This is a genomic window from Aminithiophilus ramosus (assembly GCF_018069705.1).
In the GTDB taxonomy this organism is placed as follows: Bacteria; Synergistota; Synergistia; order Synergistales; family Aminithiophilaceae; genus Aminithiophilus; species Aminithiophilus ramosus.
The window spans coordinates 2,848,643-2,862,849 of sequence record NZ_CP072943.1 but is presented as its reverse complement, the minus strand read 5'-3'; the positions used below and the strand labels follow the sequence as shown (position 1 = coordinate 2,862,849).

Sequence of the window (14,207 nt, the reverse complement as noted above, 5' to 3'; positions counted from 1 at the left end):
TGTTCAGGAGGATGTCGTCTGGAAGGCTCCCGAGAGGATTGCCTACCGGTCGAAGACGGCCCCCTGGGCTCCTGAGGTGACGAAGGCGCGGTAGCGGTCCAGGAAGGAGCTCTTCGTCTCGGGGAGGCGGGGCTGCCAGGCCTGGCGGCGTCTCTGGAGCTCCTCGTCGGAGACGGCCAGGTGGAGGCGCCGGGCGGGGATGTCGATCTCGATGGTGTCGCCCTCCTCGACGAGGGCGATGAGCCCTCCCGTGGCGGCCTCGGGCGAGACGTGGCCGATGGAGGCGCCCCGCGAGGCGCCGGAGAAGCGGCCGTCGGTGATGAGGGCCACGGAGCGGTCCAGGCCCATGCCGGCCAGGGTGGCCGTGGGCGTGAGCATCTCTCTCATGCCCGGCCCGCCCTTGGGGCCTTCGTAGCGGATGACGACGACGTCGCCGGAGCGGATCTTTTCGGCCATGATGGCCTCCGTGGCGGCCTCCTCGCCGTCGAAGACGCGGGCCGGTCCGCTGTGGACCATCATCTCGGGGGCGACGGCCGACTGCTTGACGACGGACCCGTCAAGGGCCAGATTGCCCCGAAGGACGGCGATGCCCCCCTGGGCGTGATAGGGGTCGTCCAGGGGACGGATGACGGTCTCGTCGGTGACGGTCACGCCCTCGAGGTTTTCGGCGACGGTTCTGCCCGTGACGGTGAGGGTGCCGCCGTCGATGAGCCCCTTTTCGAGGAGGCGGGCCATGACGGCCTGGACGCCGCCGGCGCCGTAGAGGTCCTGGATGTGGTGGCTGCCGCCGGGGCTCATGCTGCACAGGTGGGGCGTCCTGGCGCTGATGGCATCGAGCTCGGCCAGGGTCAGCTCCACTCCGGCGGAGTGGGCCACGGCGGGGAGGTGGAGCATGGTGTTCGTCGATCCGCCCAGGGCCATGTCGACGGCGGCGGCGTTGAGGAAGGCCCGCTTGGTCAGGATCTGGCGGGGCCTGATGCCCTTTTCGAGGAGCATCATGACGTACCGTCCCGCCTCCTTGGCCAGACGGTCCCGGGCCGAGAGGACGGCGGGAATGGTGCCGTTGCCGGGAAGGGCCAGGCCCAGGGCCTCCATCATGCAGTTCATCGTGTTGGCCGTGAACATGCCGGCGCAGGAGCCGCAGGTGGGACAGCAGGCGTTCTCGACGGCCTCGACCTCGGCGTCGTCGATGAGTCCCGCCGTCCTCTTCCCGACGGCCTCGAAGATGTTGCTCAGGTCGATGTCCTTGCCCTTGTGGCGGCCGGCCAGCATGGGCCCTCCGCTGATGACGATGGCGGGGATGTTCAGCTCGGCGGCGGCCATGGCCATGGCGGGGATGATCTTGTCGCAGTTGGTGAGCAGCACCAGGGCGTCGAGGGCGTGGGCTCGGGCCATGACCTCGACGGAGTCGCGGATCAGCTCGCGGCTGGGGAGGGAGAACTTCATCCCCTCGTGGTTCATGGCGATGCCGTCGCAGATGCCGATGGTGGGGAATTCCAGGGGCAGGCCTCCGTGGCCGTAGACGGAATTCTTGATCCCCTCGGCGAGGCGGTTCAGATGGGTGTGGCCGGGGATGATGGAGTTGTAGGCGTTGACGACGCCGATCCAGGGGCGGGCGATCTCCCAGTCGGTGAAGCCCGAGGCCTTGAGGAGGGAGCGGTGGGGGGCCCTGGCGAGTCCCTCTTTGGCCAGACTGCTTTTCATAAGGATCACTCCTTCATTGATTTTCGAGTGGGGCGGGATCAGAAGAGTCCCGGCAGGAAGAGGACGAGCTGAGGCACGTAGGTGATCAGCAGCAGGACGGCGATGAGGATGGCCACCATGGGAACGATGGGGCGGCTGATCTCCTCGACGGTGAGGCCCGTGATGGCGCTGGCCACGTAGATGTCGATGGCCACGGGCGGCGTGGCCATGCCGATGGCGAGCCCCACGGTGATGATGAGGCCGAAGTGGATCAGGTCGCCGCCGAGCTGCTGGATCGTGGGCAGGAAGAGGGGCGTCAGGATGATCAGGGCCGAGGCCGTTTCCATGAACATGCCCGCCACGAGGATGATGACGGCGATGACGAGGTAGATCAGCACCGACTGATTGCCGGCCAGGGCGAGGACGGTGCGGGCCACCGTCTCGGGGATCTGGTAGAAGGCCAGCCCCCAGCCGAAGAGCTTGGCCGTGGCGATGATGAACATGATCAGGGCCGACGTGACGCCGGCGTTGACGACGAGGCTGTAGATCCCCTTCAGGTCCAGGGTGCGGTAGATGCAGAAGGCCACCGCCAGGGAGTAGACGACGGCCACGGCCGCCGCCTCGGAGGGGGTGAAGAAGCCCGTGAAGATGCCGCCAAGGATGATGAGGGGCGTCATCAGCCCCCAGAGGGCCTGGCGGAAGCGGCGCCATTTCTCGGCCCGACAGACGGGCGGGCTGGCCGGGTAGCCGCGCCTGCGGGCCACGTAGAGGGCGTAGACGATGAGTCCCAGTCCCATGAGGGCGCCGGGGATGAATCCGGCCAGGAAGAGCTTGGCCACCGAGATGCCCGAGATGACGGCGTAAAGCACCATGGGGACGCTGGGGGGAATGACGACGCCGATGGTCCCGGCGGCGGCGATGAGGGCCGCCGAGAAATCGACGTCGTAGCCCTTCTCCTTGAGCTGAGGGAGGAGGGCCGTACCGACGGCGGCCGTCGTCGCCGCCCCTGACCCGGATATGGCGGCGATGAACATGGAGGCCACGGTGGAGACGATGGAAAGCCCCCCCCGGATGCGGCCCAGCGAGGCCTCGGCGAAGGCCACGATCCGTTCCGATATGCCGCCCCGGGAGAGGATGTCGCCGGCGAGGATGAAGAAGGGGACGGCCACGAGGGCGAAGGAGCTCGTCCCGGCGAACATCGTCTGGGGGACCATCTCCAGGGGGAGGCCGCTGACGACGAGAACGAGGAGCGACGAGGCGCCGATGGCCAGGCCTATGGGAACGCCGAGAATCATGAACAGGAGAAAGGAGCCGGTCAGCAGAAGTCCCATGGTTTCAGCTCCTCAGCGTCTCGACGAGGGCCGAGACGAGGTGGACGAGGGTCACCGCTCCCGTCAGGGGGTAGAGCAGGTAGATCCAGCTCATGGGAATCCCCAGGGCGGGCGTCGTCTGGAAGGCCTCGCCCCTCATGAGGACGACGCCGTACCAGGCGACGACGACGAAAAAGGCCATTCCCACGCCGTGGACGAGGCAGGCCATGATCTTGCGTCTTTCCGGGCTCAGCCGGTCGATGAGAGAGGTGACGGCGATGTGGCTGCCCCGCTTGAAGGCCACCGAGGCGCCGACCATCGTCGCCGCCACGAGGGCGAAGCAGATGACCTCCTCGGACCAGATGAGGGCGTCACCCAGAAGGCGGAAGACGATCTGGAGGATGGTGAGGAGAATCATGGCCGCCATGAGGAGGAAAAGAAGGCGCTCGCTGATTCCGTTGAGCCCGTCGCTGAGGCGGAGAAACGGGGAGCGACGCTCCCCGCCTCGGGCCCTGTCCGTTGTCATCGTCGAAGCCTACTGGACGTTCTGGATGGCCTCGATGAGGTCCTTGCCGAACTTGTCCTGATACTTCTCGTAGATGGGCTGAACGGCGGCGCGGAAGGCGGCCAGGTCGGGCGTCTCGACGACCTCCATCCCCTTGTCCTTCAGCTCCTGGAGCCACTGGGCCTCGTTGGCGTTGTCCAGCTCGCGGTTGTACTTCGCCGCGGCCTGGGCGGCCTCCTCCATGATGGCCTGCTGCTCGGGAGAGAACTTCTTCCACTGGACGAGGCTGAAGAGGATGACGTTGGGCGAATAGGCGTGGCGGGTCATGGAGAGGTACTTCTGAGATTCGTTGAGGTTGAAGGCGACGATGACGTTGAGGGGGTTCTCCTGGCCGTCGATGGCGCCCTGCTGAAGCGCCGTCAGGGCCTCCGTCCAGGCCATGGGGACGGCGTTGGCGCCCAGGGCCTTGAAGGAATCGACGAAGACGGGATTCTGCATGAGGCGGATCTTGAGGCCCTTCATGTCCTCGGGCGTCACGACGGGACGCTTGCTGTTGGTCAGGTTGCGGAAGCCCCGCTCGCCGTAGGCCAGCCCCTTCCAGCCGTTCTTCTCCATGTCGGCCAGCATCTTCCGGCCGATCTCGCCGTCGAGGACCTTGTAGGCATGTTCGGGCGAGGAGAAGAGGAAGGGCAGGTCGAAGACGCCGAACTGGGGCATGAAGTTGATGATGGGGCCGCCGGTGATGATGGCCGAATCGATGACGCCCATCTTGAGCCCCTCGAGGAGGTTCCTCTCGTCGCCGAGGGTGGCGTTGGGGAAGAGCTGGACGACGATCTCGCCGCCCGTCTTCTCCTCGACGATCTCCTTGAACTTGAGGGCGCAGGCGTGGAAGGCGTCCTTCTCGTTGACGACATGGGCCAGCTTGATCTCCGTGGCGGCAAGGGCTCCTGCCGTCGTGGCCAGAAGTGCGGCCAAGGTCAGTGCGACTGCGGCGATTCGTTTCATGAATCTTCGACCTCCCCGAATGGGTCAAAATTTGGTTCAACCAAGGTTCTACCACAGGCTAAAATATTATAGTATGCTCCTCGATGGGCTGCAAGGATAAAGCGCGCGGCTTGACAGGCCCGGGAAGAGCGAAGGGCCTGGCTGCCCGGCCCTTCGATGCCCTCCGGGGCGGGGGCCCTGACGGCGCTTCAACGGCTGCCGACGGGCTTTCCGTCTGCGGAGCCGGAAAAGACTTTCGAGGGAGAAGATGCCGTGGAGACGAAGCGCAAAGCCCTCATCGACCGGCTGGCGGCCGCCGTCGACGAGGGCCGTTACGGAAAGGGCGACCGCCTGCCGCCGGAGCGGGAGCTGGCCGCCGAACTGAAGGTGAGCCGCAACCTCCTCAGGGAGGCGCTGATCACCCTCGAGTGTCAGGGCTATCTCGAACTGCGGGGGCGCGAGGGCATCTTCGTCCGCCGCCTGCCCGACGTCGCGGCCAGCCTTCGTCCGGCCTCCCTCTGGCCCTCGATGGCCATGGAGCAGCTCATGGAGGTCCGGACCGTCATCGAGGCCCCGACGGCCGCCCTGGCGGCCCGAAGGCGGAGCGACGAGGAGGTCCAGCGTCTCCGGCTCTGCCTGAGCCACCTCCGGACGGTCCATGTCGAGGGGGAGACCTGGGACGGCGAGGGGGCCCACTGGGATTCCCTCCTTCACCGCACCGTCGTCGAGGCGGCCCACAACGACCTCCTTCAGCGCATCCACGAGGGATTGGCCGAGGTCATGGAGCGCTATATCGGTCAGAGCCGACGGTGGCTCTTCTCCCGCCTCGAGTGGCCCGACATCGTTCTGGCCCAGCACGAGGCCCTCGTCGAGAGCGTCTGCGACGGCGACGGGGAGAGGGCCTCCCGGGTCGCGAGGGATCACATCGAGAGGGCCCTGGCCGAGCATCGCCGTCTGGGCCGGCTCGAGGAGTTTCAGCGGGGATGAACGGAACGGGGCCCGAGGGGCCCGACGCCACGGGCAGGCGAAGCGCCACGATAGAAGCGCTACAATAAAGGAGGATAAACTTTCCCCATGAGGAGGCGTTTCGGAGTGTCCCTGAAGGTCCGGTCCCTTTTCGCAGCCCTCGTTCTTCTTTCCGTTCCCTTCCCCTCCGAGGCCCGAGAGGCCGTCGACCGCCACATGCATCTGCTCAGTCCCATGGCGGCCCACCGCCTGAGGCGGCTTGTCGGCCCCGAGCTCTACGGCTGGACCATCGAAACGTCGTCGGGCGCGACCCTCGTCTCCCTCCTCGACGAGGCCGGTTTCGACGGCGCCTTCGCCCTCTCCGACGCCTACCTCGTGACGATGGCCGAGATGGGCTCCTCCGATCCCCGGTTCGACACGCGGAGGAGCAACGCCTACGCGGCCCTCCAGGTCCTGATCCACCCCCGCCTGGTGGGATTCGCCTCCGTCAACCCTCTTATCGAGGGGGCTCCCGAGGCCGTCGACGAAGCCGTCGACCGCTTCGGCCTCAGGGGGCTCAAGCTGCACCTGGCCAACTCCGACGTCGATCTGAGGCGCGACGGGGACCGGAAGGCCCTCGATGCCGTTCTCGAGCGGGCCGAGGCCAGAGGAATTCCCGTCCTTCTCCACTTCCGCAACCGCAACCCCCGTTTCGGTGCCCGAGACGGGGAGCTTTTCGTCGACCTTCTGGCCGAGCACGGCGAGCTGCGCGTCCAGTTGGCCCATCTCGGCGGCGGGGGGGGGCTGGGACGAGGCCACGGAGGCCCTGCTGGAGACGATCCTTAGCCGCTTCGAGGCCGATCCCTCCCTGGGCCGTCACCGCCTCTGGCTCGACCTGGCGGGGGTGGCCTGCGAAAGGCCCATCCCGGGCCTTTCCGTCGCCGACGGGGCGGGGCTGGCCCGGGCCGTCGCGATGGCCCGGCGCTGGGGGCTGGACCGCGTCGCCTTCGGCAGCGACTGGTGGGTCGAGACGACGGGGGAGGCCCTCGACGAGGCCCGGCGCCGCCTCCCCTTCACCGAAGACGAGTGGCGGACCCTCGTCCATCGGGACGTCGGCGACTTCCTGGAAGGGCCCCGAGGAGAGGCCTCGGGGCTCCGTGCGTCCTCCTCCTACCTGACGGGATACTGAAGGGTCTGGTGGAGGACCCATCGGGCCGAATCGAGAATGACGTCCAGAATGTGCCGGGCGTCATTCTCCGAAAGCCCGTCGATGTCCTGACGTCGGGCCAGCCTTCCCAGCGCCAGACGATCGGCCTCGATGGCGGCCAGGGTCCTCAAAAGCAGCGCGAGGTCGCGTTGGGTCTTGGTCCGGTCGTCCCCGACGGAGGGAGGCGAGGGGACGAGGTCGATGAGGGGGACGGCGAGGGTCGCGGCGACGGCGAGGGTCGCGTCGAGGCTGCGGTTTCCCTCCCAGCGGCGGTAGGCCTCGCTCTGGCGGGCCGTGACGGCCAGGACCCGTCCCGATGGCAACGTGAGAGGAGGCGTTTCGCCTCCTCCGTCGGGGAAACTGTTCTCGAAACAGGGGCCGGTCTCTGCGGAGACCGGCTCTTTCTGTCGGGTGCCGACGGAACGGCTGTCGTCCGTCTCCTCCATGAGGTAGGCGACGGAGGTATCGAGAGCCTGAGCGAGGCGGACGATCATGGCCTGGTCGGGAGATCGCTCGCCCTTCTCCCAACGGTAGACGGTGTTTCCGATCACGCCGAGCCGGGAGGCGAGGGCCGTCCGGGAAAGCCCCAACCGAGTGCGACAGGCCTTGATGCGGTTGCCGAAATTCATGGATGTCACTCTCCCATTCATAGAGATTCAACTAAGAGGCTACCAGAGCGGAAGACATCCCAAAGAGACGCTTCGGGAGTGGGATGTCATCCGAAGTGTCATTAAACGCCATATCGGCTTGCGTTATTGCGTCCAGAATGGATATAATCCATGAGGTGTCGGCAGATTCGATTCCGGAAGGGGCCTTTCTTCGGCCGGACGGTGATTTCTTCTGCGCGGTGTCCGGCGCGGGGAAGAGGGGCCCTCTTTGTGGAGACACGGGAGGCGCCCATGGATCGACGGAGAGAGCGTGAAAAGAGGGCCGGCGGGCCGGCAGAAGACGACGTCCTCTGCGGTGTCGGCGTGGCGGCCGAGAGGCTCCGCCGCGGCCGGGGGGAGGGGCCGGAGGCTCCGGTCTCGTCTTTCGGCTCCGCGACGGGGGAGGCGCCTTGCGGCGGCTCTCTTCCCGGCCGGGCCTTTCGCGGCCCGGGAGGAAGAAAGCCGGGGAGGCGGATCCGATCCCTCCTCTCCCGTCGTGAGGCGGGGTGCCTTCCGGTTTTTTCACAGTCTGTCATGGTCCCAGGGAAGGGGCCTTTCCGATGACCTCGTCCAGGGCCGCCGGAAGGGCCCTCGGTCTTTCTCGGCTCCGGCGGCGCTGCCTCGATCTCGAAGAGGAGCTGCGCCGGGAGCGAAGCCGCAGCGCCGCCATCGTCGAGGCCCTGACCGATCCCCTTTTCGTCGTCGACGGCGACGGATTCATCCGTTACGGCCACGTTCCGGAAGAAGCGTCCTTCCCTCTCGGCGAGGGAGTCGTCGGCCACCGGGTGGAGGAGTTCCTCGAGGCGGAGGAGCTGGAGCGCCACTATCGGACCTACCGACGTTGCCTTTCGTCGGGAGAGGTCAAGAGTTTCAGCGGCACCTTTTCCGTCGAGGGGCGTCACCGAAGCTACCGGACCCGTTTCTCTCCCGTCGAGGACGGAAGCTGCGTCGCCCTCATCCGCGACGTGACGGGCGAGAGAGAGGCCGAGTCCCGCCTGGCCTGTCGGGCCGCCGAGCTGGAGCGTCATCAGGAGGCCATCATCGGCAGCATGGCCATCCTGGCCGAGTCGCGCGACGGAGGGACGGGCGCCCATATCGAGAGGACCAAGGCCTACGTGAGGCTTCTTCTGGAGACCTCGGGAGCGGCGACGCTCTATCCTCCGGAACACGTCGACCTGGTCTGGCAGTCGGCGGCGCTGCACGACGTGGGCAAGGTGGGCGTCCCCGACGCCATCCTCCTCAAGCCGGGAAGGCTGACGAAGGAGGAGTTCGACGTCATCAAGCAGCACCCTCTCATCGGCGCCCGCATCCTCGAGAGGGTCGAGGCCATTCTGGGAAAGGCCTCCTTCATCCCCTATGCCCGGGAGATCGTCGAATACCACCACGAGCGATGGGACGGCACGGGCTATCCCCAGGGCCTGAAGGGCGAGGCCATCCCCTTTTCGGCCCGTCTCATGGCCGTGGCCGATGTCTACGACGCCCTCGTCACGGAGCGCCCCTACCACGAGCCCATGGGCCACGACGAGGCCCTCTCCGTCATCGTCGGAGGGGGCGGCAGCCATTTCGATCCGGCCGTCGTCGCCCTCTTCCTGAGCTGCGCCGACCGGTTCGGGGAAATCTCCCGCTCTCTCTGACCGTCCGAGGGGCTCCCCGTCGTGGGCGAAGGGACGCCTTTCCCGTTCTCTCGAAAGACAATCGTATCATCCATCAAGGTGCCCGCCTCCCGACGGGACCGGAGCCGTTTTTCCGGCGATCGGGGGGAATGACCGAAGCGCCTCACCGGAGCCCGCCGCCCGCCTGCGGGACGGCGGCATCCGGACGATTTCCCCAGGGCACCCGTCGCTTCCCCGGCTTTCGGACCCGAGGAAAGGAGACTCGCCGACCTCAGGGACACGGCGACGGAAGAACGGAGGGATAGATCATGACCATTCGAGGCAAGCTGATCGGCATGGCGGTCGTCGTCCTGGCGGTGATCGCCGTCATGGCCGCGACGACCTACTATCGCGGCGGGACCATCGTCAGGGGACTCGTCAACACGGCGGGGTCGGAAGTCGTCCGCACTTCGGCCGAGAACATCGACGGCCAGTTCGACAGGATCGAGGCGATGGTCCTCGTGGCCGCCGAATCGGTGCGCCACGCCATGACCCGTCTCGACCTCTCCGACCGCGCGGCGGTGGAAGACCTCGTCGTGGCCCTCACCGAAGGGGCCAGGGAGAAGGGCATCGGCAGCTTCCGCGTCGGCCTGGCCGGGACGGGCGAGCTGGCCGACGGCGCCCGATGGAAGGCCCCCGAGGGCTACGACGCCCGCACCCGCCCCTGGTACGCGTCGGCTCTGGCCGCCGGCAGGGGCGTCGTCGTCTTCTCCGAGCCCTTCGAGGAGCAGATCAACCACACCATGAACATCTCCGTCTCGACGGCCGTCTACGACGACGGAGGGAAGCCCCTGGCCGTCGTCGTGGCCGACATGAACGTCGGCGCCATGAGCGAGGCCATAGCGGGCCTGAAGGTCTTCGGCAAGGGGAGCGGCCTTCTCGTTCTTCCCAGCGGCGTCCTCGTCGCCTATCACGACAGGGAGAAGGTCCTGAAGGCCAACATCCTCAAGGATCCCTCCTTCCCCGAGCCGCTTCGGAAGATCGGCGAGAGGATGACGGCCGGGGCCAGCGGCTTCGACACCTACACGTACGAGGGCGAGGAGCGCCAGATGTTCTACGTGCCGACGCGGAGGGGCTACTCGCTGGGCATCCTCTTTCCCGTCTCGGAGATCACGGCCATGGTCCACGGCCTCACGACGATCCTGCTGCTCGTCGCCGCTCTGGCCCTCGTCGTGACGGCTTCCATCGTCGCCGTCGTCGTCCGGGGGCTGTCGAGGGGGATCGCCTCCATGAAGGCGGCGACGGAGAAGCTGGGCGAGGGGGACCTGACGTTGAAGCGGGAGGATTTCGCCGCCTCGTCCCGGGACGAGCTGGGCCAGATGGCCGACGCCCTGGCCCGCATGGTCGCGGCCCAGAGGGAGACGATCGCCGCCGTCCTGGGCGAGGCCGACAGGAACGGCCAGACGGCCCAGTCCCTGGCGGCTCTGGCCGAGGAGGCCAACGCCTCCGTCTCGGAGATCAAGCATGTCGTCGGTCAGGTGGCCGACCTGGCCCAGTCGAACGCCGCCGCCCTGGAGGAGGCCAATGCCTCCATCGAGGAGGTGGCCTCGTCGGCCACGAGTGCCGCTCAGTCCTCGACGGAGGGGGCCGAGGCCTCGCACGTGACGCGGGCGGCGACGGAGGAGGCCGTCTCCGTCGTCGATTCGGTCATCACCGACGTCGTCAAGGTCGGCCAGATCAGCGCCGCCTCTCTGAAGGACATGGAGGCCCTCGTCCGATCCGTCTCGGCCATCGCCGGATTCGTGACGACCATCTCGGCCATCGCCGACCAGACGAACCTTCTGGCCCTCAACGCCGCCATCGAGGCGGCCCGGGCCGGAGAGGCGGGACGGGGCTTCGCCGTCGTCGCCGAAGAGGTCCGCAAGCTGGCCGAGGAGTCCAACCAGGCGGCCCGCGAGATCGGAGGGCTCATCGATTCCCTCAAGGTCAGCGCCGACGCCTCGACGGCGGGAGCGCGCCAGACGGGGGAGCGGATGACGGAGACGGCCGAAAAGGCCCAGCAGGCCCGCGACAAACTCAACCGGGCCCTGGCCGACGTGGAGCGCATCAACGACCTCATGCAGACCATCGCCGCCGCCGCCCAGGAACAGGCGGCCTCCAGCGAGGAGATGGCCAGCGCCGTCGACCAGGTCTCGAAGAGCACCGTCGAGATGGCCGAAAGCTCCCAGACGATCCGCCACAGCACGGAGGAGCTGGCCCATGCCGGTTCGGGCGTGGGACGCGAGTCTCAGTCCATGGCCGAGGGGGCCGAGCGGATGCGCGACCTTCTCCGCCGTTTCCGCATCGACGACGGGGCCGGTCTGCTCCCCGTCGGCCGCCGTTCCTGAGGTCCTCGTCGCCGCGGCGGGCCGGGGGAGGCCGTCGGCTTCCTCCCGTCCTGCCTGAGAAGGAGAAGCGGCCGGTCCCTTCAGGGACCGGCCGCTTCTCCTTCTCTTTTCGTCGGTCCGTCAGGGCTCGGTCTTCCTGCGGCCGTAGAGGTTCGCCACGGCGAAAAGGGACGCCCCCAGGATCAGCAGAAGGGAGATGGCGTTGATCACCGGCGTCGAGCCGTCACGGACCTGCATGTACATGTTGATGGGCAGCGTCGCCTGCGACCCGGCCAGGAAAAGGGTGGTGTTGAAGTTCTCGAAGGAGAGGAGGAAGGCCATGGCCGCCCCCCCCAGGATGGAGGGACGCAGGTAGGGGAGGGTGACGAAGCGGAGGACCTGGGCCCTGTTGGCTCCCAGGTTGTAGGCGGCCTCCTCCAGGGAGCGGTCGAACTTCTTCAGCCTCGCCGCGACGACGAGGGCCACGATGGTGGAGATGAACGAGGCCTGGCCCAGCGCCATGAGGGGAAAGCCGGGGCCGAGGGAGGAGACGTAGAGGTCGAAACGGTTTTCCACGGCCAGTCCCAGGGAGTTGGCGAACATGAGGATGGAGATGCCCAAGATGACGCCGGGGATGACGAGGGGGGCGAGCATGAGGAAGTAGAGGGCTCCCTTGAAGGGGAACTCCTCCTGCTCGAAGAGGAAGGCCGCGCAGGTCCCGAGAAAGGTGGAGAGGGCCGTCACGATCAGGGCCAGGCGGAAGGAGACGGCCAGGCTGCGCAGGTTGGTCCTGTCGTGGAAGATGCCGTACTTCCGCGGCCCCTCGCCGAAAAACCAGTCGAGGGTGAAGCCCTCCCAGGGCAGGGAGGGGAAGAGAGAATCGTTGAAGGCCAGCACCATCGTCACGACGAGAGGGGCGAAGAGGAGGAGGAAGTAGAGGGCCACGAAAAGGCGGAAAGTCAGGCGGTACCGTCGCGAGGAGGGGAGGGTCCGGATCATCGGATGACCTCCCGGAATTTCTGGCCCGTCACCTTCAGGGCCGCCCAGACGATGAGCGACGAAAGAGCCAGGAGGAGGAAGCCGAAGGCCGCCCCCTGGTTCCAGTTGAAGTAGAGGATGATCTGGTTGTAGATCTGCTCCGTGAACCAGAGGGAGTTCTTGCCTCCCATGAGATTCGGCGTCAGATAGCTGCCCAGAACGAGCATGAAGACGATGATGCCTCCCGAGACGAGGCCCGGCGCGCAGTGGGGGATGATGATGGTGCGCCAGATGGCCCCCTTCGAGGCGCCGAGGTCGTAGGCCGCCTCGATGAGGGCGTCGTCGAGATCGTCCATGACGCCGACGAGGGGGACGATCATGAAGAGCATGCTCGTGTAGACGAGACCCATGACCATGGTGACGTCGTTGTAGAGCATCTCGACGGGCTCGGCGAGCAGGCCCAGGGCCGTCAGGAGGCGGTTGAGGACGCCGCTCTCGCGGAGGAGGATGATCCAGCCGTAGACGCGGACCAGCTCGCTGACCCAGAAGGGGACGAGAAGGAGCACGGTGAGAAAGCCGCCGACGCGGACGTCGGCGACCTTGGTGACGTAGAAGGCGATGGGCAGGGCGACGGCCGTGACGATGGCCGTCACCAGGATCGCGTAAAGGGCCGTCCTGACGAAGGTGAGCCAGTAGATGGGCTCGGCGAAAAAGGCCCTGTAGTTGGCCAGCGTCGGTGCCCCCGTTCCGGAGGTGAAGGAGAGGCGGAGCAGCTCCAGGTGGGGCAGCGCGATGAGAAGGGCCAGCCAGAGAGCCACGGGCAGGAAAAAGAAGAGGAAACCCCAGTTGAGGGCGCGGCCTGTCTTCACGGTCCCTCATCGCCCCCTTTTCTCGAAGCAGCGCGACGACGAGGGGATCCAGCCGATGCGGAGGGAATCGCCGACTTTGACGGTGTCGTGGCGCCCCGTCTGGGGCAGAGCCACGAGAAGCTCGTCGTCGGTCCCCTCGGGGCGGACGAGAAGGCGGCTGTTGCCTCCGTCGAAAAGAAGGGCCCTGACGGTGCCCCTCAGAACGTCGAAATCGGTCCCCTCCGGCTCGATCTCCACGGCCTCGGGGCGGATGAACAGATCGGCCTCCGTCCCGTCGAGGGGCTCCGCCCCGGAAAGGCGCAGATCGAAATCGCCGTAGCGGGCCGCCGGCCTCCCCGAGCCGTCGTGGACGAGCCGGACGGAAAGCCGGTTGTTGCTGCCGACGAACTGGGCCACGAAGGACGATTTCGGATGGCGGTAGAGCTCCTGGGGCGTCCCGATCTGCTCGAAGCGCCCGCCGTTCATCACGGCCACGGCGTCGCTCATGACCAGGGCCTCCGACTGATCGTGGGTGATGTAGACGAACGTCGTCCCCACCTGGGCCTGGAGGGCCTTGAGCTCGATCTTCATGTGTTCGCGCAGCTTGGCGTCGAGGGCGCCCAGGGGCTCGTCGAGAAGGAGCACCGTGGGGTCCAGGACGAGACAGCGGGCGATGGCGATGCGCTGCCTCTGGCCGCCCGAGAGCTGGTCGATCCGCTTCCCCCCCGCCTCGGGCAGGCCGACCCGTTCGAGCATGTCACGGACCTTGCCCTCCAGGGCCGGTCCCCTCTCCCCCCGTCGGCGCAGTCCGAAGGCGACGTTCTCGAAGACGTTCATCATGGGAAAGAGGGCCAGATTCTGGAACACCAGATTGACGGGGCGCCTGTTGGGCGCCCTGTCGCTCATGTCCTCCCCGTCGAAAAGGATCGTTCCCCTGTCCTGCCGGAGAAACCCGGCGATCATCCGGAGCAGCGTCGTCTTGCCGCAGCCCGACGGTCCCAGGATGGAGAAGAACTTTCCCTCTTCGACGTCGAAGGAGACGTGATCGACGGCGGTGAAGGAGCCGAAGGTCTTGACGAGATCGCGAACGGAAAGGGCCATGGCCATGGCGGGCCTCCTCGACGGCGCCACCGGTGGCCCGG

The 14,207-nt window shown here is 67.0% G+C and carries 13 protein-coding genes; 5 read left to right on the top strand and 8 right to left on the bottom strand.

What is annotated here, in order from left to right; genetic code table 11:
* Window positions 1–42: 42 nt before the first annotated feature.
* From ilvD to KAR29_RS12850, 4 genes are read right to left on the bottom strand one after another with little or no spacing between them, the layout of a single operon-like run.
* Complete coding sequence (gene ilvD / locus KAR29_RS12865) at window positions 43–1,704, bottom strand: dihydroxy-acid dehydratase (RefSeq protein ID WP_274373393.1); 1,662 nt, start codon at window positions 1,702–1,704, stop codon at window positions 43–45.
* A 38-nt stretch (window positions 1,705–1,742) separates the two neighbouring features.
* Entirely contained in the window at window positions 1,743–3,014 is a 1,272-nt protein-coding gene (locus KAR29_RS12860) for a TRAP transporter large permease (RefSeq protein ID WP_274373392.1), read from the bottom strand.
* Window positions 3,015–3,018: 4 nt separating this feature from the next.
* Window positions 3,019–3,519, bottom strand: a complete 501-nt coding sequence (locus KAR29_RS12855) for a TRAP transporter small permease (protein ID WP_274373391.1) — start codon at window positions 3,517–3,519, stop codon at window positions 3,019–3,021.
* A 9-nt stretch (window positions 3,520–3,528) separates the two neighbouring features.
* On the bottom strand, window positions 3,529–4,503 hold the full coding sequence (locus tag KAR29_RS12850) for a TRAP transporter substrate-binding protein (RefSeq protein ID WP_274373390.1): 975 nt from the start codon (window positions 4,501–4,503) through the stop codon (window positions 3,529–3,531).
* A gap of 252 nt (window positions 4,504–4,755) precedes the next feature.
* On the opposite strand from KAR29_RS12850, the gene KAR29_RS12845 reads away from it, so the two are divergent.
* From KAR29_RS12845 to KAR29_RS12835, 3 genes are all read left to right on the top strand, one after another.
* Complete coding sequence (locus KAR29_RS12845; RefSeq protein WP_274373389.1) at window positions 4,756–5,469, top strand: FadR/GntR family transcriptional regulator; 714 nt, start codon at window positions 4,756–4,758, stop codon at window positions 5,467–5,469.
* Between the two features lie 105 nt (window positions 5,470–5,574).
* A complete protein-coding gene (locus tag KAR29_RS12840; RefSeq protein WP_274373388.1) occupies window positions 5,575–6,273 on the top strand; it encodes an amidohydrolase family protein in 699 nt (232 codons plus the stop codon).
* Between the two features lie 58 nt (window positions 6,274–6,331).
* Window positions 6,332–6,616 carry a hypothetical protein gene (locus tag KAR29_RS12835; RefSeq protein WP_274373387.1) on the top strand — a complete coding sequence of 95 codons (285 nt, stop codon included), beginning with the start codon at window positions 6,332–6,334 and terminating at the stop codon, window positions 6,614–6,616.
* On the opposite strand, the gene KAR29_RS12830 is transcribed toward KAR29_RS12835, so the two are convergent.
* Window positions 6,598–7,263: a helix-turn-helix domain-containing protein gene (locus KAR29_RS12830; protein WP_274373386.1), complete on the bottom strand. Its 666-nt coding sequence runs from the start codon at window positions 7,261–7,263 to the stop codon at window positions 6,598–6,600. The genes KAR29_RS12835 and KAR29_RS12830 overlap by 19 nt on opposite strands.
* A 578-nt stretch (window positions 7,264–7,841) precedes the next feature.
* On the opposite strand from KAR29_RS12830, the gene KAR29_RS12825 reads away from it, so the two are divergent.
* Both KAR29_RS12825 and KAR29_RS12820 read left to right on the top strand, forming a co-directional pair.
* Window positions 7,842–8,915 carry an HD domain-containing phosphohydrolase gene (locus tag KAR29_RS12825; protein WP_274373385.1) on the top strand — a complete coding sequence of 358 codons (1,074 nt, stop codon included), beginning with the start codon at window positions 7,842–7,844 and terminating at the stop codon, window positions 8,913–8,915.
* A gap of 287 nt (window positions 8,916–9,202) precedes the next feature.
* Window positions 9,203–11,260 (top strand): methyl-accepting chemotaxis protein, encoded by a 2,058-nt coding sequence (locus tag KAR29_RS12820; RefSeq protein ID WP_274373384.1) that lies wholly within the window; start codon window positions 9,203–9,205, stop codon window positions 11,258–11,260.
* Between the two features lie 120 nt (window positions 11,261–11,380).
* Here the strand turns inward: KAR29_RS12820 and KAR29_RS12815 are convergent, their stop codons facing one another.
* From KAR29_RS12815 to KAR29_RS12805, 3 genes are read right to left on the bottom strand one after another with little or no spacing between them, the layout of a single operon-like run.
* Complete coding sequence (locus tag KAR29_RS12815; protein ID WP_274373383.1) at window positions 11,381–12,238, bottom strand: ABC transporter permease; 858 nt, start codon at window positions 12,236–12,238, stop codon at window positions 11,381–11,383.
* Entirely contained in the window at window positions 12,235–13,086 is an 852-nt protein-coding gene (locus KAR29_RS12810) for an ABC transporter permease (RefSeq protein ID WP_274373382.1), read from the bottom strand. Before KAR29_RS12810 ends, KAR29_RS12815 begins: the two co-directional genes overlap by 4 nt.
* A gap of 6 nt (window positions 13,087–13,092) precedes the next feature.
* On the bottom strand, window positions 13,093–14,172 hold the full coding sequence (locus KAR29_RS12805) for an ABC transporter ATP-binding protein (RefSeq protein WP_274373381.1): 1,080 nt from the start codon (window positions 14,170–14,172) through the stop codon (window positions 13,093–13,095).
* Window positions 14,173–14,207: the final 35 nt, after the last annotated feature.